Raw genomic sequence first — 19078 nt, 5'->3', positions numbered from 1 at the left:
AATTGTCACTATTGATTCTTAAACTCGGCTCCCGAAGCACACGGCTCGCGGTGATCGCGATCGGTTTGGCCTGCCTCGGTACCGCCTGGCTCTCGCTAAAGTGGAATTTTGCGAATATGCTCGCCTCGCAGTTAGAGGCCGGCAGGCCGGAAGCGCGCATCATCGCCGATTGGCTTTCGACAACATCGCCGGACGACCCGTTTACACATTCTGCGGCGGGTGCGGCCTTTGAACGCTCATTTGACCTCGCCGACGTCGGCCGCGCTCTGAGTGAATACGAGGCCGCTGCATCGCTTTCACCAAACGACTACGTTGTCTGGCTCAACGTCGGCCGAGTTCGCGGGCTGAGTGGCGATCGAGGAGGGATGATCTCAGCCCTTGACCGAGCGCTTCGGTTAGCGCCGTCCTATGCCGCGGTGCAATGGGCATACGGAAATGCTCTCATCCGCCAGGGACGCCTCGGCGACGGACTTGTATATCTGGCCAAGGCATCGGCCGGAAATACAGAATATGCTCGGCCGACTGCCATTACGGCGATCCAGATGCTGGATGGCGACATCTACGCCGCCCGCCGGTCACTGGGCGACAGCGAAACGATGAACGCAGCACTCGTCGATGCGCTAATGTCACTCAAACGCTTTGATGAGGCCGTCGATCTGTGGACGACGATCCCGGCCGAGAGCCGTTCGACGACATTTGCGAAGCTCGGCTCAACTCTTCGCGACCAACTGGCAACGGCCAAGCGGTTCGGGCTAGCCGCGAGGGTTGCCGCCGATCTGTGGCCCGTAGACGACCGGCCGGCGATCGGTCATATCACCAACGCAGGCTTCGAATCTGACGTCAGGGTCCGCGACGCGGGCATCTTCGAGTGGCAGATCGCAGATGGCGCACAACCCGTCATCGGCATCGCTGAAGGACAGGCATTCGCCGGGAACAAGAACCTGTTCCTGCTCTTTAATTCGTTCGAGACGGCAGCATTTCGACCTGTTTCGCAGACCGTTGCGGTCGAACCCGGACGCACATACGAGCTGGTCCTGCATTATCGCTCCGACGTCAAATCAGCAGCAAACCTCAAGTTTGAGGCTGCGAGTGCCTGCGACCTGACCGTGGTCGCATCGACGGAACCGATGACGCCATCGGAAGATTGGGCAACGCTGAACATGCGTGTCGACGTGCCGCCAAACTGCGACGGCATCGTGATCAGGCTCAATCGAGACGGGTGCACCGGGCCCGCTTGCCCGGCCAGCGGAAAGCTCTCGGTAGATGGCTTCTCGCTGAAACAATTGTAGTCAAGATGGAAGACCTCAACGAGAGAAAACTCATCTCAACCGAGCCGATAGTCATCGGCGAAGATGCCTCGCGGCTCAGCAAGGTGGCCTTTGGCCTGATCTGTGCTGTTCCCATCTTTGCGACACTGCTGTTCGGCGGCGTTGATAATGCCACGTGGATTCTCGTCACGCTCTTCGTTCTTTCAGTCACGTTGCTCTGGCTTGCCGAGTCGTGGCGAAGTGGCGGACTTATCGTCAATGGGAGTGCTCTCCAGCTTCCGCTTGCCGCTCTCGCTCTTATCGGGAGCATTCAGATCCTGCCGTTCGGCCACTACGATCTCGACGGCGTCAGCGTCGTTCGATCCCTGTCAATGGATGCCTTTGCGACTAGGATGTTCCTGACCAGGCTGATCGTCTATCTCGTCTTCTTCGCCGCATGCCTGGTCTTTGTCAATACCGAAGCGAGAATGCGAAAGATCGTATTGCTCGTGATCGTGTTCGGCGCCGCGCTCGCCTTCTTCGGCATTATTCAGCGGCTGTCGGATCCTGACGCCATCTACGGCATGAGGGCCACGCCACAGGCGATACCATTCGGCCCGTTTGTCAACCAGCACCATTTCGCGGCGTTTATGGAAATGACCGCCGGAGTCACTCTGGGGATGCTGTTTGGGCGGCATGTGGCTCGAAACCGTAAGGCATTGCTTGCGTTCGCTCTTGTCTTGATGAGCTCCGCCGTCGTCCTGACAGGCTCGCGGGGCGGACTGCTGGGACTACTGTCCGTTACGATCTTCGCGTTCATTGCGAGCTACAAGGCCAGAGGAAAGACACGCGAGACGGGGCGTGGTACACGTGTCGTTCTGTCTCTCTCGGCTATCGCGTTCGTGTTGTTGACGCTGGGTGTCGTGGTGTTTGTCGGAGGCGGCGATTCACTGCTGAGAGGAGTCGGTGCCGGCGAACTCACCGGTGATATCTCAAGCGGCCGGCTCCATTTCTGGGCGATCGCACTAAAGATATTCGCCGCAAACCCGCTGATCGGAGCCGGGCTGGACGCATTCGGCGTCGCATTCACGCGATACGACACATGGAACGGCATGTTTCGCGTCGAGCAGGCCCACAACGAGTATCTCCAGATGCTCGCTGAAGCGGGCATCGCGGGCTTCGCGTGCCTCGCAGTATTCATCTGTCTGCTCCTCACAAAAGGCTGGTCAGTCATTGGCGGATCGTCAGGGTTTCGGCGCGAAGCCGCTATCGGGGCCTTGGCGGGATGCTTCGGCGTACTGGTGCACAGCTTCTTCGATTTTCCGCTTCGAACGCCATCCAACGCCTTCTTCTTCCTCGCGCTCTGTGCCGTGGCTACGACCCTTGTCGCCGCCGGGCATCATCGCCGAAGGCGTGCCTAACGAAGGTTGACGATCAGGTCCCTTTTCGCGCAAGCCATCTCAAATGTGATCTGATACAAACCCACACGCTCGCTCAACGGCCGCACCACAAAGAGAGCCCGAGTCTTCATACCTGCGATCTGTTGTCGACGGACCGAGATGTCAGCCGGACTTGACGAGACAGCACTGATACCGCCAACCTCGGCATCATCCTCACGGCCGACGATCACGGCAAGATCACCGCCTCCGGTCTGCAGGTTGATCGCCTCCTCGCTGAATGTGATCTTGCACGGTTTAATGCGAGTAGCGACAGGGCCGCCAACATCGGCAAATCGGGAGCGGACGACAGGTTCCTGATTCGCTTTGGGTTGTCCATCCGGCGTTGGTGATGCCGTCGGGGTCGGCGTAGGTTCGGCGACGACTGACGGACTCGGGGCCGGAGTTGGCTCTGCTGGTGCAGTTTCAGGCGTTGATGTTGATTCCTGAGGTGTTGGAGACGGCGAACCCTCCGGCGTCAGTGTCGGCGACGGCTCAGGAGTCGCCTCCGGTGTAGCGTCAGGAACTGCTGTCGGTTGTGGCGTGGGTAATGGCGTCGACGCACCTGGCTGGGGGATCAATATGACGACCGACGGGAAGACCTCAGCCGGCGCCGCCGGTATCGGTGAAGCTTCGGGCGTTGGCGTCGCAACCGGGACTGCATTCGGGATCAAATCCGGGGTCGTCAACCTGACCGGTGTTGCCTCCGGTGTCGCAACGGGCGTCGGCTCGACATCGACTGTCGGTGTCGGCTCTATTGAGGGCGTCGGCAGGGGCTCGGCCACCACAGGCGAAGGCTCAGGCGTTGCGACAGGAACGATGGATGGTATCTCACGCGCGGTAGGCATCGGTTCTACTGCCGGCGTCTCGGCGGCAAGCGGCGTCATGGTAGGTTCGGGCGTTGGCGACGACGAAACTTGTGCGACCGCGTTTGCGGGCCTCGCCGGATCTGGACCGATCAGGGCGTCGAGGCCGTCAGCCGAACCCTTTACTTTCTTGTAGAGCGTTTCGATGGCCGTGTACCTGAATGCGCTGGGCCCGCTGCTCTTATAGCTCTTAATGAAAAGGTCCAGCGCCTCGCCCTCGCTGCCTGTTTTTGCCAGCGCGGTCGCAAGCCGCCACGAGCTCGATCGCCACCAGGCGCTGTCTGCCGGCAGCACCGCGACCGACCTTCGCAGCCGCAGGACGGCTTGGTCCATATCGTCCAGGTTAAAGCTGGCCCAGCCGGCGATCTCTTCGATCTGGCCGCGAATGATCGCAGACAGCGTCATCCGTGGGATCACGGGTACATTGACATAGTCGCCCCGTGCCGCCGCGATCGCCCGTGGTTCATATAGTTCCCCGGCGGTCACCGCCAGAGACGCATTCGGGTCATCGAGCCCGGCACTGACATTCGGCACGGCGGCGGCCGCGATCTCTATAACCTTTTGAAAGGCCGTTTTCTTGTCGAGCAATTGCGTGGCCGCAAATATCTGGCGATGGACCTTCATCCGGTCGTCACCCTTGATAAAATCATCTGCGGCCTTGGCAAGCAGCTCCGAATTCGGCTCCGGCGCGTCAATCAGCTGCTTAAGCCCAAGAAGGGCGGTCACCCGGGCAGCGTTCGCAGGATTGTCTGCAGCTGTCGGTGCGGAAATGCTCGCACGGCGTTCATAACCGATCAACTCTGTGATGTTCGCCGACTCACGTGTTACACGGCCGCCCAAATGTGTTTTCACAACACCGTCCTTGACAGAAAAGACCGTCGCCAGCCCCTCAGCCGCCTCACGATAATAGCCTGCCGCAACGCGTACCGATGCGATCTCGTATTCGAGCGTCGGAAAATTGCCGTATCGCCGTGCCGCCAGGAGAGTTCGTTCGGCCTCGGGCAGTTTTCCTTGCGCCATCAGGCCGCGGCCCAGAGCGATGTGCGACCAGATGAAGCGCGGATCTGTATCGACCGCGCGGCGTGCATACTCGACCGCCTTGTCGGCCGCGTCGTGCGCGGCATACCAATAGGCCGCACCGGCGAGCAGCATCACATTATCCGGGACCGCCTCGAGCGCCTTGGCGAGCTCGCCCTCAGCGTCTGTACGCTTGCCGGCATCAAACAGCGACAGGATCAGGCCCGTCTGAGCCGGCACGTTCGTGGCGTCCTTTTCGAGGATCTCGCGATAAAGAGCGGCCGCCTCATCTGACATTCCAAGCGAGCGTTTCATCTCGGCGAGGCCACGCTTTGCGGCCAGAGAATCCGGTTCGATCTCGACGGCCTTTGCATACGCTGCTGCCGAATCATCGAGGAGGAAATCAATCCGGTTCGCGAGTCCAAGCGTCTGGTAAGCGGCGGCCGAGCCGGGATCGATCTTGATCACCGCCTCGGCAAGGCGTTTTCCCTCAGAACCGTTCTCGATGCTGATATAAAATGCCGCCAGGGACAGCAGTTGAACGGCATTATCACTCGCTTTGGTTTCGAGGGTCTTTGCTATGTCGATCGCCTCTTGTCGCGCACCGCGAAAATAGAGATTCGCCGGAAATTTGATCAGCGTATCGTTAAACAATTGTTCAGGCATCGGGGCGGCTGCGTCGCTCGCCGCCGCCTTGAAATATCCCACGGCCCCGTCAACGTCACCCGCAGCCAACCGCTCGTTCCCGAGCGAAGCCTCAGCGGTCGCTATCAGGACCGCTGCCTCTCCAAGACGTGTCGATTTTGGAAAGGCCGTTACGAACTTCTTCAGTGCGGCCACGCGATCGGCATCGCCGACAACCGCCGACGCCTTTTCCCATTCAGTGCTCTCGTTGAGCTTCTTTACCGGCGTAGCTGACGGTTTGGCTGTCGGCTTTGGCTTCCGGCCCGGTTGTGCGGCGGTGGGGAAGACAAACAGGAAGATGAGCAAAGCGAGGGCCAGAGATCTCATAAATGATGCGTGCGGCCTGAAAATCATACCACGAAATTGCTATCACCTGGCCGTTACCGCTATTCTCGCGGTATGCACGAACTCGACCTGATCTGGTCGCATATGCTGACGGAAGCCGGTGAGAAGGCCAGCGATCTCGGCCGTCACGCCGTGGCCGCATACCTGCGACTGAGAGCGACAAATGACGCCATCCGCAGCCGAGGCGTTGCATGGCTGATCGATGCCTTCGTCTCGCTCGCAGCGGCCGAACAGGCCCGTCACACCAATCTCGCCATCACTCGCGAAGAGCCGCACGGCTTTCAACGCGGAACGTCGCGCATGGTCGGCTCTCACGTCGAACTTCGCCAAGGGGTGAGATGCCTGTCGGTCGCAGCCGGTTGGGCACGTGTGCCGTCCGACGGCATCATGCGCGGCGGGGCCCTCGCCTTTGCTCGGGTTTCGCACTTCGGAATGCCAAAGGCCGACGCCGAATATCGACTTGTTCACGGCGACGACCTGCCGCAATGGCTCGACCACGCCGAAACTGTGATCAACCTTGAAACGGTTCGCCGACATGTTGAAATTTTCCTCGGCCATTAGGCTTTGCGGCGCGTCGGACCTGCGATATTCTATTAGTTTACGGGAGTAACACCAGTGATAGCCGAACTCGATAAACTGATAGACCTGCAGCGGACGGACACAAACCTCCGTCGACTAAAAAAATTACTTGAGACCGCAGAAGCGAGGCGTGCCGAGATCGAACAAGAGTTTGAACAGCACGCCTCTTCTATTCGCGACGTGCAGAACCGACGCGATTCGATAAATACCAAGCGAGCCGACCTTGAGAAGCAAATAGCCGAAAACAAGACCTATTTGGAGCGCGCCGGGCGCAACCTGCAGCACGCCCAGAACTCAAAGGAATACGAGACCGCGATGCGTGAGACCGACGCGCTGCAAAAGCAGATCGCGGCGTTTGAGACGCAGATCGTCGAGGGCATGGACGAGCTTGAGAGTGTCGAAAAGGAACTCGCTGAGCGCGCCGACGAGATCAATTCGCTTGACGGCAAGCGCGATGCGGCGCTTGGCGAGTTTGATACTGCTCTGGCTGCTGACCGGGCAGAATTTGAAAGCCTTACGGGCCATCGTGTAACGGCGTTCGCCCAACTGCCTGACCGGCTGGCGTCGGTATATAACCGTCTCGCACAGCGCAGCCGCGACGGTATTGCCGTTGCCGAGGTCGTCAACGGCTCGTGCTCGGCCTGCTTTATGTCGCTCAGGCCGCAGGTCCAGCTCAACGTCAAGAAAGGCGACGAGATCATCACCTGCGAAAGCTGCACGCGAATCCTCTACATCCAGCCCAAAGCAGAAGCAACGGCATGAGAACCTAGTCCACGAGATACACGAAAGGCACGAATTAAGGAATATCCTGTTTCGCGCCTTTCGTGCTTTTCGTGGGCAATTCTACTTCGACCACTCATCGGCAACGTGGGCGTCGACCTTGATGGGAACGCGTTTGACGAATCCTTCACCCGCTCGCGTCATCGCGGAACTCAACGTCGCCGCCGTCTCATCGGCGTCCGCTGCGTCGCATTCGACAACGATCTCGTCGTGAACGATGTTAACGAGCCGGGCCGATGTATCGCGGATGTCGTCATGTAATAGCCGCAAGGCGCGTTTAAGAATGTCCGCCGACGTTCCTTGGATCGGCATGTTCTTGGCATAACGCTGGGCCGCACCAACCGACGAACGCTGCGTCGGGTCAAACGAGATCCTTGCCAGGCGGCCCGAGGCTGTCCGTGCAGCATTGTCCGTCAACACTTTCTTTGCGGCGTCACGCAGCCACGCGTCCATCCGCGGATACGTCGCAAAGTATCGCCGCAGTGTCTCCTCGGCCTGACGTTCGGTGAGGCCGGTCATCATCGCGAACCGCTGAGCGCCGATGCCGTAAACGACACCGAAGTTCAGCCGCTTGGCAAACGAACGCTGCTCGGTCGACACGTCCTCGGTCTTTATACCAAACACCTGTGCAGCCGTCGCTGCGTGAAAGTCCTGTCCCGACACAAAAGCGTTGATAAAATTCTCGTCCTCGCTAAAGTCCGCCAGTATCCGCAACTCGATCTGCGAATAGTCTGCGATCACCAGCCGCCGCCCGTCAGGTGCCGTAAAGCATCGGCGATACTCAGCCTCGTGCGGTATCTGCTGCAGGTTTGGTTTTGAGCACGCAAAGCGGCCCGTCGGTGCCCCGATCTGGCGAAAATCCGCGTGAACACGACCTGTGGACGGCTCGATGAATTCCAAAATGTTCTCGCCAAAGCTCGACGTCGCCTTGGCTGCAGCGCGATACTCGAGCAGTTTTGCAACCTGCGGATACTGCTCAGCAAGCGGCTGCAATTGCCAGGCACGTGTCGTCGCGGGCATCGGTACCCCAAGGTTCACCAGCGCGTCCGTCACCTGATCGATCGAATCAAGATTGATCTGCGGCGCACCAAACAGCGATGCCTGCGCGACGCCCGCCGCCAACATATGCTGCAATTCCGAACCCGTCCGTTGCTGTATCGCCGATACCTTGTCGAGCTGCTCACGCCACCGCTCGCGGTCGAGAAAAAAGCCGTTCAACTCCATCTCGGCAATCGGCATGACGCACTGGTTCTCGATCTCCATCACTGCAGCGAGGCCGTCCGACTCGATCCGCTCGTCGAGCTTGGCCTTGACCTCGGGCATGATCGCGGCGTCGCGGGCGGCGTATTCCAATTGCGACCGCGAAAGCTCATTCGCCGACCAGTCCGAAACTTGTTCGGTCTTATCCAGAGTCCGCCCTAGAAAGAACTGCACCACATCCGCCAGCCCGTGCCGCCGGTCACCCTCGCCCGCCGCGATCAGGATGCTCGCCAAGTAAGTGTCATAGATCCCGCCGACCTCGACCCCTAAATGATGCCGCACCCATTTCGTATCGAATTTCGCATTATGAGCGATCTTCGCCTGCTTCTCCGACGAAAGCAGTTCCCTGAGCGGCCCAAGTTCCGATTTGTCTTTTAGCTGACTTCTAAATTCTGAATTCTGACTTCCACCGAAGCCCCGGAGGTCCACGACCACCGTCTTCTTCCCGTCGCTAAGCTGGATCAGCCGCAGCTCGCCCCTATACGGGTCAAGCTCAGTCGTCTCAACGTCAAACCCCAACGCCGGAGCACTCTTCAGCTCATCACAAGCCTTCTTCAACCCCGCCGCATCCGTGACCAGCTCAAAATAGATCTCCATTTCCTACATTGTAACTCACCGTTGAATCCCAGGCCGCCGGCCTGCGCGTTCCAACTGTATTCACATGCTAGGGGAGTGACGAAATGAACCTCAGTCGAATCGTATGACCTCAATACTTTACAGCTTTCTTCGCCTCTTTCGGAGTGGCGGGTTTGGCAAAGGCGGTGTCGGGGATTTGGCGGTTGTAATCGATTGATTCGTAGTTGATGCGTGAGGTGTGGACGTTGTCGGTGAAGTGGTCGATGATGTTTGGGTGGCGGAGGCCGGCGGATTCGATGAATTGGGCGTAGCGGTCTTCTTCGGGGATGTCGTCGCCCTCGGCGGACTTGCGTTTGTAGACGGCTTTTTGCGGGGTGCCGTCGTCGGATGAGAATTCGAACTCGACGGTGAAGCCGTCCTTGTACGTTAGCTTGATGACCTCGTTGCGTTTGCCCAAGCTGGCGGCCCGGCGGCCGACGTAGCTGAGTTCGGCCTGACCCCGCCAGTAGCCGCGCAAGACGTTGTCGAGGCTTACGCGCATGCCGGTCTTGAAGTTCGCAACCTGTTTCTCGGTCTGCACCTTTATGATCTCGTTCTCGTCATCAAAGATCCAGTCCGTGTCGCCCGTGTTGACCTGCACCGTATGCGTCCCACCGCCCTTGAACTCGGTGCGTTCCTTCTCAGGAAACACGATGATGTCAAGAAACGTCTGAAACGACGAAGCTCGCCCGTCGAGTATCTGCGTAAACTGCCCCTTGCCGACAGTTGTCTTGACCTGTAGGTACTTATCGCCACCGAGGTAGTCTACCGCCTTGCGGATAATAGCCTCGGCCTTGTCGGTCTGCGGCGGCTTGGGCGTTGTTTGTCCGATGACGCCGAAAGCAAGAAGCAGTACACCGCCAACAGCCGCGATCAAGCGGTAAGCGGATCGATCAATTCGAGCGATTCTATCCATTGGAAATCTTTTATATTGTTCGTCGCCAACGGCAGACCTTGTTCGAGGGCGGTCGCCGCAACAATGGAATCTCCCAATCCGATCTTTCTGGTCTGTCGCAGACGGACGGCTCGCTCCGCTATCTCGGCGGACAAGAAATGCACTGTGCAAATCTCGAAGAATTCCTCAAACGTACTCTTGTCCGCGTCCGTAATGCCGTGAAATCCCAGCACCTCGACGAGGCTGATTATCGACGCCCCGACCGTCTGACCCGAAACGTATTCCTGCAGAGCCGAATTCTCAGGATCGGTTAGGTATATGATGATGTTACTGTCGAGCAGTATCATTCACGGCCGGGAAGAGGTCGATCTTTGCGGATCTCGCGTTGCCAGGAGACGGGATCGGGAATCGACGGAATGCCGCCGCGATCGGCGATCCGCTTGAGTATCTCAACCGCCAGTTTGCCGTTTGGTTCCGATTGAACGGGGGCATCCTCAACAAACGTGACATAGACGTCAACGCTATCACTGACCTTTACCTTCTCAGGTTCGTCTCCGCTCCACTCAATGGTGTTTCCGTGAATTTTCGCGCGATGCATTTCCATTCGCTTCGCCTCCGCAAAAAAGGCTTTGATGATTTTATCACCAAAGCCGTTTGATGCAAGAAATGGATCGGTATCTGTACGAACGTAGTCCACGGATAGAGCATGTTGGCTTTGGGTTATAATCTCTTGCAACAGAGATGGAATGCTCACTCGTCATAAGTACCTATAACTGGCCCCAAGCCTTGGAGTTAGTACTCAAAAGTGTTTTCCGACAACGAACGCTGCCTGATGAGATACTCGTCGCAGATGACGGATCCACACCCGAGACCAAAGCAGTCGTCCAGGCTTTCGCTGAACGATCGCCCGTACCGCTCACACACATATGGCACGAAGATAACGGGTTCCGCGCGGCCACCATTAGGAATAAGGCCATCGCTCGGGCAAGCGGCCCATACATCATTCAGATCGATGGTGACATAATTCTTCATCGTAGCTTTATTAGAGACCATCTCCGCTCGGCTCGACATGGCACATACCTATACGGCACGAGAGTCCGTATCCTTGAGAAATTCCTACCGATCCTCTTTTCAAAGAGGCAGACGGATTTCTCACTTTTCTCTCCGGGCATCGCGAGGACGTTTCGGGCGTTGCACAGCGACCTATTGTCGGACATCGTCGGGCGGCCGCGGCCCTTCCTGAAATGGAAAGTTCTGGGCTGCAATATCTCCTTTTGGAAAGAAGACTTCTTAAGCATCAACGGATATAACGAGGAGTTCAACGGGTGGGGCCTTGAGGATACAGACCTCGCGGCACGGTTTCATCACCAAGGCCTGTCCGGCAAAAGATTGAAATTTAACGCGATCGCTTACCACATTCACCATCCGCAAAAAGAGAATCCTGACCTCGACCGCAACTGGCAGGTCCTAAGCTGCTGCCTCGAGGAAAAGACGATATGGGCCAAGGCGGGCGTTTCACAGCACCTTGCGGAACTTCCTAATGCCACGGAAAGCCTCAGTTGAGGCTGAATGCGTCGCCCGGCGTGACCGTGAGCTCGCCGTCTTGCACATCGACGGTGAATTTCATCGCGGCCTTCCATTCGTTGGTGATGGGCAGCTTAACCTTTTGGTCGATGTGGCGTTTTAGGAAGCGGGCACCGTATGCGGGCGAATAGCCTTTCTCGGTGAGCAGGTCGAGAGCTGATTCGGTGATCTCGACGAGTTTACCCTGGCGTTCCATGTTGCGTTGCAGCTTGGTGAGATAGAGCTTTGCGATCTCGCGGACCTCATCGAGCGTGAGCGGCGAAAACACGATGATCTCGTCGATGCGGTTGCGAAACTCAGGTGTGAAGCGCGTTTCGGCGGCCTTCATCACCTCGCCCTTGATCTGCTTGACCTCACCGAGCGTCTTTTGGCCAAAACCGAGTGGCTTTTCGTATCGTTTGAATGATTCGCTGCCGAGGTTTGAGGTCATAATGACGATCGCGTCCGAGAGGTAAACCTTCTTGCCGCGTCCGTCCGTGATCCAGCCCTCGTCAAAGGCCTGGAGGAAGATGTTCATCAGATACGGCGACGCCTTTTCGACCTCGTCGAGTAGTAGGACCGTGTATGGATTGTCTCGCAACTGTTCGGTCAGGATGCCGCCGCGCTCCGAGCCAACGATGCCGCGGGGCATGCCGATGAGCTTTTCGATGCCGACGGTGCCGTCACCATATTCGCTCATGTCGATGCGGATCATCTTTGACTCGTCGCCAAACATAAATTCGGCTACGGCCTTTGCAAGCTCGGTCTTGCCGACGCCCGTCGGGCCGAGGAAAAGGAGTACGCCATCGGGCGCGTAGTGATTCTCCTTGAGCGGGCCTTTGTTGAGACGCAGCCGCTCGGCGACGGCCGTGACGGCCTCTTTTTGGCCAATGACGCGTTTACCGAGGTCGGCTTCCATCGCCGCGAACCTGTCGCTCGTGTCGCGATAGATCATGTCCTTCGGGATGCGCGATTCCTGGCTGATGACGTCGATGATGTGCTCGGGCCGGACGATCATCGCCTCGGGCTCGTTGATCTCGACCTTGACCGATGCCGTGTCGAGCCAACCGATGGCCTTGTCCGGCAGGTGGAGGTTGCGGATGTATTTCGGCGACATTTCGAGCGCCGTGTCGATCGCCTCGTCCGAGATGCTGACCGAATAATTCTTCTCAAGACGCGGCTTGAGGCCCATCAATATCTCTCGCGTTTCGTCGATCGACGGTTCGGCGACCTTTACGAGCCGGAAGCGGCGGGCCAAAGCCTCATCCTCGCCAATGTATTCCTTATACTCGGTCATCGTCGTCGCTCCGATGATGCGAAGCTCGCCTCGGGCCAGCGACGACTTGAACATGTTTGCGGCGTCTGACGTGGTGCCCATCGCGGCACCGGCACCGATGATAGAGTGCGCCTCGTCGATAAAGAGGACGATGTGATCCTTTTCCTTGACCTCGTCGATGATGCCTTTGATGCGTTCCTCAAACATTCCACGAAGCATCGTGCCGGCGACAATTCCGCCCATCTGAAGCTGGACGATATGCGTGTTTCTGAGGCGGGCGGGAACTTTTTCAGGCTCCAACTCGATCAGCCGTGCAAGCCCCTCGACGACGGCGGTCTTGCCGACGCCCGGCTCGCCGACGAGCATGGGCGAGTTTGACCGCTCACGGTGCGAGAGGATCTCAATCATCTGATGGATCTCTTTCTCGCGGCCGATGGTCGGCGGGATCCTGTCCTGGCGGGCTAGCTTATTGAGCGATATGCCAAAGTGCCGCAGGAAAGACGGCAGTTCGTATTTCTGCCGGACGCGTTCCTCCTCCTTTTCGCGTTTCTTGATGCGGGTTCGGGCAATCTGGGCGACCTCCTCGGACGGGACACCGAGGTTTTGCAGAACATCATTTAGGACGCTCCGCTCGTCGTTTGAAAGAACGTAAAAGATGTCGCCCGAATCGATCACACGCCGCCCCTGCGAACGTGCCCGGTCCATCGCCCGTTTGAACAGTTCAGTCGTCTCTGGTGCGATGCGAAAACCTTTGCCCGAATGCTGGCGGCCGTCCTCCATACGCTTTTCGATCAGCATCTTGACCGAACGCGGGTCGACCGACAGGTCGCGCATCGTCGCGGAAAAGAGGTCGTCCTCTTCAAACGCAATCGCGTGTAAAATGTGCTCGATGGAGACATAGTTCTGTTCGCGTTTTCTGGATTCGCTCAGAGCGGTCTCTAAAACGCGCTGCCCGCTTTCGCTGAATTTGTCCTTATATGCGTCTATGTCTGCCATAAAATAAAACCCGACAGTCGGCGGACGCACTCAGCGCCCGCCCGCAAATGCATTGTATCATTTCGCGCGAGAGGCAATCTAGACTCGCTGCGGTGGGAACCTTACCCCAAACTCATCGCAAGACTATCGCGGCGACGCAAACGGCGCCCAGTCCGGGTAAGGTTCGTAGCTGTATATAAAGCAAGTGGTCGGTCTGTGCACAACACAAAAATATATGTTGAAAACTGTCCCCTCCTTTGGATCAAAGACAAACGTGACCGTATCGGACGTCGCCACTGAACTATCATGTCTGATGTTTTTCCCCGACGGCCCAACCCACTTGCTCCGCAGCCTCGGCGAAGGGCCAACCTCGATCTTTGCCATCGTCTGCTCGCTGGCGTCGGCGGGGGTCAAGCTGGTCCCGGTTATCGAAAGTCTTAAGGTCGCGCCCCAGGACAAAACCTCGGGAGGAGTATCAAATGAGAACTTAGTAACGATGCCGCTCGTGTGCTCAAAGCTGAAAGTCCCCGGCGATGCCGAATTATTCGGGTTTCCACTCACCGCCTTCAGATCGTCCCCCATCATCGGATAGTCCTTGCGCAGTTTCCAAACCCCGCCCGGCCCATAAGGACTGTTTCTGGAATTTGTGGGCTTTTTGCGTAGAGCTATCGAATAGTAACGCGGATCTGACCTTGGCTGTAGCAGTTCGGTGCTAACCGAGCTTGGACCGTCGTTATACCCGCTAAGCGTAGCCTTGGCTTGAATCGCTGTTAGCCCTTTGATCCGGTCGAACGGCAGGCTAAACTCCGCGATACCATTGGCTCCGGTTGTCGCCGAGCTGAACCCATCAAGGCTCACTGTTGCGCCGGCAAGGGTCTTTCCAGTGTCTCTATCCGATACCTCGACCAAGAGTTTGATCGCATCCGCAGCCTTTTTCTTTAGGGTGACCGTAAACTCAGGCGCGACGGTCACGGATGAAATCCTGGGCACGGTAAATTCCCGGCTAATTTCCTCGTATCCGGGTTTTGATACGAAAAAAAGGGTACGATCACCGACAAAACCCGGTAGTTGAGCCGTAGCCCATCCATCTTCTCCGGTAAGGACAGCATCGCCGCTTTCGGTCCTCACACTTGCCCCACTAAGCGGTTCGTTTGTTTCGTCGGAGACCACCTTGACCTTTATCGGAAAGCCGCCGGCATTCACGCGCTTCTTCAACATCGACACATTGAAAAGCAGATCGGCCTCGTTAGCTCCCGGTTCAACGCTAAACACCGTTTTGGCTGGAAGATAGTTGTCCCGTGTCACTTCCGCCGAAAAACGCCCGGCCCGGTCAACGACTATTTTTGCGACACCATCCGGGCCGGTAGTGCCCGAATAACCCGAAAACCACGAACCGACCAGGCGGACCGTTGCTTCGTTGATCGGTCTACCGGTCTCATCCTCGGTGACCACGACCGTCAGCGTCTTGATGTGAGCTTTTCGGCGCATCACCAGATTCGCTGTGGCAGCGCGCCCCGCTCCGACGGCGACGTTTACCTCTGTGCTCGCGTCGTCATAGTTGCGGTGCCGGGCGGTGACGCGGTAGTTCGTGGGCAGGATCAGTCTGCTGACGCTCGCTACGCCGCTCGCGTCAGTGGTTCGAGCCCAACTATCAGCGCCCGACGAGATCTCAACATCCACTCCGGCGATAGGCTGTCGGCTGTCCGCGTCCAATACAGTCACTGTAAACGCCCCCGCCAGCCTCCTCTTTTCAAGGAAAACGTTAAAGATACTGGTGCGGGGATTTTTCGCTATATCGATCCCTCCGTCCGCGGCTTCAAAATCGGGATGTCGGACGTTGTAAGTGCAAAAACCACTCGCCTTACTGTCAAAATAGAAGCGGCCGCTGGCATCCGAAAATCCGTACGGAGAATCGCCAGCACAATCCACGACTATTTCTGCTCCGCGAATCGGTTTATTTCCCCCCTTCTCCATGATCAGAAGAGATTTACCGGTCCCGCCGCCCGACCGCATTTCTTTGGCAAACTTATTTGCGAGCCTAATATTAATCCGATTCTCAGCCCCTTCCGAGATCGGGTAGTCGAAGAAGCGGACTTCATCCGTTAGAGTGCCCCCGGTTATCCGTATATCGCACTGCCCCCCGGTGGGCGGATCGACCTTGAACAGACCGCTTGAATCGGCAGTCCCTCGCCGCGTTTCTCCACCACATTTGAGATCAACTGTGACGTTCTTTACCAGCTCGTTGGGCGCTTTATAAATTACTATGGTCGTCTGTGCGGTGGTCTCGGAAGAAAAACCAAACAGCACGAGATACAGTAGTAAAGGAAGGCATGTGATGAGCGCTCTCTTCGCGAGCAGCATCATCCTTCGTTCCGCGCGCAAGCGAGGTCGGGCGCTCACGTACGCGAATTGCGCCGAAATCAAGCCAAGAGCCAAGATGTTTCTCATACAGCCGTCTCCTTCTTTTATGATAGCGATGGTCGAAATTGAGATCGTATTAGTAGACAGGCGAACTATACAGCCGAAAAGACAAAAGGTCAATCGAACGCTCGATACGTCCTAGCCTCGGCCGACCTGAACGCGGGCGGGACGCAGTAATCGCTCGCCGAACTTGTAGCCGCGTGCGTACTCGGCGACGATCTTGCCATCCTCGTCCGGAACGGCGATGCCGCCGCGGACGGACCTCGAACACAAGCGGTTAAACTCGGCCTCAAATTCCGCCTCCGTCGCGCAAGTTCCGTCTCGGCGGGTTCGACCGGGCGGGCAATTCTGTCCGGGCTCGCCCGATGCGAGGCACTTGCCGCCCGAGGACTCAGTCCCAGGCGGGCAAAAGCACCCGAGCCTGCCCATTCGGTCTTTCGTCCAGATACTTCCGGACAGCTGACTTTCACAATAATTGGCTCTCTCATCCAGAGCAGCGGTTGCCACACACCCACCATTGGCGTCGCGTGTCGCATCGCGCCACTGCTTACCGTCGGGACAGCGGCATTCGTAACGCCCCTCGGAATCTACTGGCGAAGCGATGAGATCTCGGTCGCGATTTCGGCATTCGTTCGCCGCCATGAGCCGAATGTTGCGTATGGTTTCGCAACGAGAATCACCACCTTCGTTGAAGACCGCTCTGCCGGCCGCGCATCCGCATCGATAGCCGACCGACGGGTCGTTTACGGCTATGCCGTCACGCACGACAGACCGGCAATAGACTTCGGCCTCGGCGCGGGCTTGAACTGCTGTGGCACACGCACCGTTTCTTAGCGTCCGCTCGGGAGGGCAACCGGTAGTTTTTGCCGCAACGCTTCGGCGCAGCGCCGGCAGTACGATCCCAGTCGGATAATCGGCCATTGCTACCCGATCCGATTGCGGCACGAGGTCAGGGCCGCTGATCGAAATAGTGCACTTGTCAGCCCTCGAAAACGCCACGCTGGCCTCGCCTTTCAAGTTGGTGACGCCCTTTCGGGCTATGCCGTCCCCGCAATCAACCGAAACTGTCGCCCCTTTGACGGCCTTTCCTTGCTGATCCTCGACCTGAACGACAAATTGTTTCTGAGCGAGCGAGACTGTCGCGGGGACGGTCAGAAGGATGAATAGAAATAAGACTTTCAGCGTGATGTGCACCCTCATAAAACCTCCAGATACGGACAACGGAAGCTATGTGGGATGTAAAAGGGAGAAAACTCCCGTTAATGACCGTTTCGGTCATTCTCTGCTCAATTGGGCGGTGTGTCAATACCCTGTTTGGGGTACGACAATCACTTTGCTATCGTGGCATTCACCATCTCAAGGATCTCGGTCTCAGCCTCGGCCGCACGGCGCTCGATCTCGGCCCCACGAGCAATGATGTCGGCGGCGTATTTGCGGTCCTTCAGGCCGGCGGCGTTGATCTTTACGTTGAGGTATGCGCCCATCACAGCCGAACGCGCGCATAGGGCACCGACGCCGGCGTCTGAGACGGAATTGGGATTTCCGTGTTCGGCCATGGCGCTGATGATCTCGAATGCGTCCATCGTGCGTTCCATTGTTCGGAATGGGACCTCGGTCGCGTATTTGGTCGCGGCCTGGATCGCCTCGGTTCGCGCGGCTTTTTCTTCGTCCGAACCCTTTGGCAAGCCGAACGCGGCCATCACGCGGTTGAATGCCTCGGTGTCCTCATCGACCAGTCGGAGAAGATCATCTTTAATCGCCTGGCCTTTGACGGCCCAGTCGGAGAATTCCTCCCAACGGTCGTCCCAGCCGGCCTTGTGCGACGAGAGGTTCGCGACCATCGTCGCGAGCGACGCACCTAGAGCGCCTAGATAGGCCGAGATCGAACCGCCGCCGGGAGCGGGCGATTCGGAAGCTGTCTCCTCGGCAAAGCCGCGGCATGTCATATCGACCAGGCTGTCTGTCTTGTCTTCGGCTTCGAGCATATATTCGATAATTTTCTCTTCGGGCACAAACGGTTTCAGGTCGTCGAGGCCCATCGATTTGACCGCGATCTTGACGATCTCGGCCTCTGAAATACCGAGCGAGCGGCGTTGCTTCGTAAGATAATGTCTGCCGGCGTCGAGTATCGCCTTTTTGGGAACCAGCCCGACGATCTCAAGGCCCGTGACACGAAGCCCACGCTCACGGGCCTTTTCGCTAACCTCATCAAATGCGATATGCAGCGGTGTCTCAGTCAGGTTCGTGATGTTCATTGAAACCTGCGCGATGCCGTATTCGCCGATGAACCAACCGATGGCTTTTGTGCCCTTGAGCGTGCCCGGAATTGTCACCGGCTGACCTTTGTCGTCGGTCACGACCTTGCCGGTGATCGGATTTCCCTCGCGTTTTGGCCTACCCTTCTCGCGAACGTCAAACGCGACCGCATTCGCCCGCCGCGTCGAGGTCGTGTTGAGGTTGAAATTGACGGCCAAAAGGAAATCTCTCGCCCCGACCGCCGTCGCACCTGAACGGGCGACGCTCTCGGTAAACTCGGTCGGGCCAAAGTCGGGCATCCAGTCGTCGCTGCCGACACGCTCTTTTAACGCCTCGTACTCGCCCTCGCGGCAATTCGCCAGATTACGCCTCTTCCCCTCGCTCGCAGCGTTCTCATATAGATATATAGGTATACCGAGTTCGTCACCGATCCGCCTGCCCAACGCTCGAGCGTACTCGGCCGTCTCTTCCATCGAGATACCCGAAACCGGCACGAGCGGGCAAACGTCGGTCGCCCCAAAACGCGGGTGATCGCCCTTATGCCGCCGCATGTCGATCAGTTCCTGCGCCTTCTTGACGACCTGAAATGCCGCCTCGACCACGTCGTCCGGCTCACCGACAAACGTCACGACCGTCCGATTAGTAGTCGCCCCCGGATCGACATCAAGCAGCCTCACGCCCGGCACGCGTTCGATCTCGTCCGTGATCTGCCCGATCACCCCAAGCTCGCGGCCCTCGCTAAAATTAGGAACGCACTCGATTAGTCTCATTCTATTCGCAAATAGGCTTCTTGGGCTTTGCCCATTGATGTGCGGAAAAGCTCTGCTTTTCCGTCTAGCTAAATATCGATCCTGCGGCTATGC

At 57.8% G+C, this 19078-nt stretch carries 14 protein-coding genes; 5 read left to right on the top strand and 9 right to left on the bottom strand.

The genetic code is table 11. The annotated features are described in order from the left end of the window. Positions 1-2 precede the first annotated feature (2 nt). Positions 3-1289, top strand: coding sequence for a hypothetical protein (locus IPM59_04300; GenBank protein ID MBK9214809.1), 1287 nt, complete (start codon positions 3-5; stop codon positions 1287-1289). 5 nt (positions 1290-1294) lie between these two features. Then, positions 1295-2668, top strand: coding sequence for an O-antigen ligase family protein (locus IPM59_04295; GenBank protein MBK9214808.1), 1374 nt, complete (start codon positions 1295-1297; stop codon positions 2666-2668). Here IPM59_04295 and IPM59_04290 read toward each other — a convergent pair. After that, the gene (locus IPM59_04290; protein MBK9214807.1) at positions 2665-5577 is read right to left on the bottom strand and encodes a hypothetical protein; all 2913 of its coding nucleotides are present in this window, start codon (positions 5575-5577) and stop codon (positions 2665-2667) included. The genes IPM59_04295 and IPM59_04290 overlap by 4 nt on opposite strands. A gap of 72 nt (positions 5578-5649) precedes the next feature. Here IPM59_04290 and IPM59_04285 point away from each other — a divergent pair, with 72 nt between their 5' ends. Both IPM59_04285 and IPM59_04280 read left to right on the top strand, forming a co-directional pair. Next, on the top strand, positions 5650-6156 hold the full coding sequence (locus tag IPM59_04285) for a hypothetical protein (protein ID MBK9214806.1): 507 nt from the start codon (positions 5650-5652) through the stop codon (positions 6154-6156). Positions 6157-6210: 54 nt separating this feature from the next. Then, a complete protein-coding gene (locus IPM59_04280; GenBank protein ID MBK9214805.1) occupies positions 6211-6936 on the top strand; it encodes a hypothetical protein in 726 nt (241 codons plus the stop codon). Between the two features lie 81 nt (positions 6937-7017). Here the strand turns inward: IPM59_04280 and IPM59_04275 are convergent, their stop codons facing one another. The 4 genes from IPM59_04275 to IPM59_04260 all read right to left on the bottom strand — a co-directional run bounded on the left by IPM59_04275 (position 7018) and on the right by IPM59_04260 (position 10478). Next, positions 7018-8811, bottom strand: coding sequence for a hypothetical protein (locus tag IPM59_04275; GenBank protein MBK9214804.1), 1794 nt, complete (start codon positions 8809-8811; stop codon positions 7018-7020). A gap of 109 nt (positions 8812-8920) precedes the next feature. Then, positions 8921-9745 carry a hypothetical protein gene (locus tag IPM59_04270; protein MBK9214803.1) on the bottom strand — a complete coding sequence of 275 codons (825 nt, stop codon included), beginning with the start codon at positions 9743-9745 and terminating at the stop codon, positions 8921-8923. Next, a complete protein-coding gene (locus IPM59_04265; protein ID MBK9214802.1) occupies positions 9703-10068 on the bottom strand; it encodes a type II toxin-antitoxin system VapC family toxin in 366 nt (121 codons plus the stop codon). The genes IPM59_04270 and IPM59_04265 overlap by 43 nt, the downstream gene beginning before the upstream one ends. Then, the gene (locus IPM59_04260; protein MBK9214801.1) at positions 10068-10478 is read right to left on the bottom strand and encodes a hypothetical protein; all 411 of its coding nucleotides are present in this window, start codon (positions 10476-10478) and stop codon (positions 10068-10070) included. The genes IPM59_04265 and IPM59_04260 overlap by 1 nt, the downstream gene beginning before the upstream one ends. A 32-nt stretch (positions 10479-10510) precedes the next feature. Here IPM59_04260 and IPM59_04255 point away from each other — a divergent pair, with 32 nt between their 5' ends. Beyond that, a complete protein-coding gene (locus IPM59_04255; GenBank protein MBK9214800.1) occupies positions 10511-11287 on the top strand; it encodes a glycosyltransferase family 2 protein in 777 nt (258 codons plus the stop codon). Here IPM59_04255 and IPM59_04250 read toward each other — a convergent pair. From IPM59_04250 to ftcD, 4 genes are all read right to left on the bottom strand, one after another. After that, on the bottom strand, positions 11280-13559 hold the full coding sequence (locus IPM59_04250) for an ATP-dependent Clp protease ATP-binding subunit (GenBank protein MBK9214799.1): 2280 nt from the start codon (positions 13557-13559) through the stop codon (positions 11280-11282). The genes IPM59_04255 and IPM59_04250 overlap by 8 nt on opposite strands. 123 nt (positions 13560-13682) lie before the next feature. Then, positions 13683-15902 carry a carboxypeptidase regulatory-like domain-containing protein gene (locus IPM59_04245; protein ID MBK9214798.1) on the bottom strand — a complete coding sequence of 740 codons (2220 nt, stop codon included), beginning with the start codon at positions 15900-15902 and terminating at the stop codon, positions 13683-13685. Between the two features lie 195 nt (positions 15903-16097). Continuing rightward, entirely contained in the window at positions 16098-17159 is a 1062-nt protein-coding gene (locus tag IPM59_04240) for a hypothetical protein (GenBank protein MBK9214797.1), read from the bottom strand. Positions 17160-17287: 128 nt separating this feature from the next. Then, positions 17288-18985 carry a glutamate formimidoyltransferase gene (ftcD, locus tag IPM59_04235; GenBank protein MBK9214796.1) on the bottom strand — a complete coding sequence of 566 codons (1698 nt, stop codon included), beginning with the start codon at positions 18983-18985 and terminating at the stop codon, positions 17288-17290. Positions 18986-19078 lie beyond the last annotated feature (93 nt).

This window comes from Chloracidobacterium sp., assembly GCA_016715795.1.
Taxonomy (GTDB): Bacteria; Acidobacteriota; Blastocatellia; order Pyrinomonadales; family Pyrinomonadaceae; genus OLB17.
Note: the sequence above shows the minus strand (reverse complement) of the source record. Positions and strands in the feature narration are given on the sequence as shown.

Bases quoted from the DNA above. Each gene is read 5' to 3' on its own strand.
- IPM59_04240 (MBK9214797.1), bottom strand. From the start codon at position 17,159: ATGAGGGTGCACATCACGCTGAAAGTCTTATTTCTATTCATCCTTCTG.
- IPM59_04275 (MBK9214804.1), bottom strand. From the start codon at position 8,811: ATGGAGATCTATTTTGAGCTGGTCACGGATGCGGCGGGGTTGAAGAAG.
- IPM59_04250 (MBK9214799.1), bottom strand. From the start codon at position 13,559: ATGGCAGACATAGACGCATATAAGGACAAATTCAGCGAAAGCGGGCAG.
- IPM59_04290 (MBK9214807.1), bottom strand. From the start codon at position 5,577: ATGAGATCTCTGGCCCTCGCTTTGCTCATCTTCCTGTTTGTCTTCCCC.
- IPM59_04285 (MBK9214806.1), top strand. From the start codon at position 5,650: ATGCACGAACTCGACCTGATCTGGTCGCATATGCTGACGGAAGCCGGT.
- IPM59_04295 (MBK9214808.1), top strand. From the start codon at position 1,295: ATGGAAGACCTCAACGAGAGAAAACTCATCTCAACCGAGCCGATAGTC.
- IPM59_04270 (MBK9214803.1), bottom strand. From the start codon at position 9,745: ATGGATAGAATCGCTCGAATTGATCGATCCGCTTACCGCTTGATCGCG.
- IPM59_04245 (MBK9214798.1), bottom strand. From the start codon at position 15,902: ATGATGCTGCTCGCGAAGAGAGCGCTCATCACATGCCTTCCTTTACTA.
- ftcD (MBK9214796.1), bottom strand. From the start codon at position 18,985: ATGAGACTAATCGAGTGCGTTCCTAATTTTAGCGAGGGCCGCGAGCTT.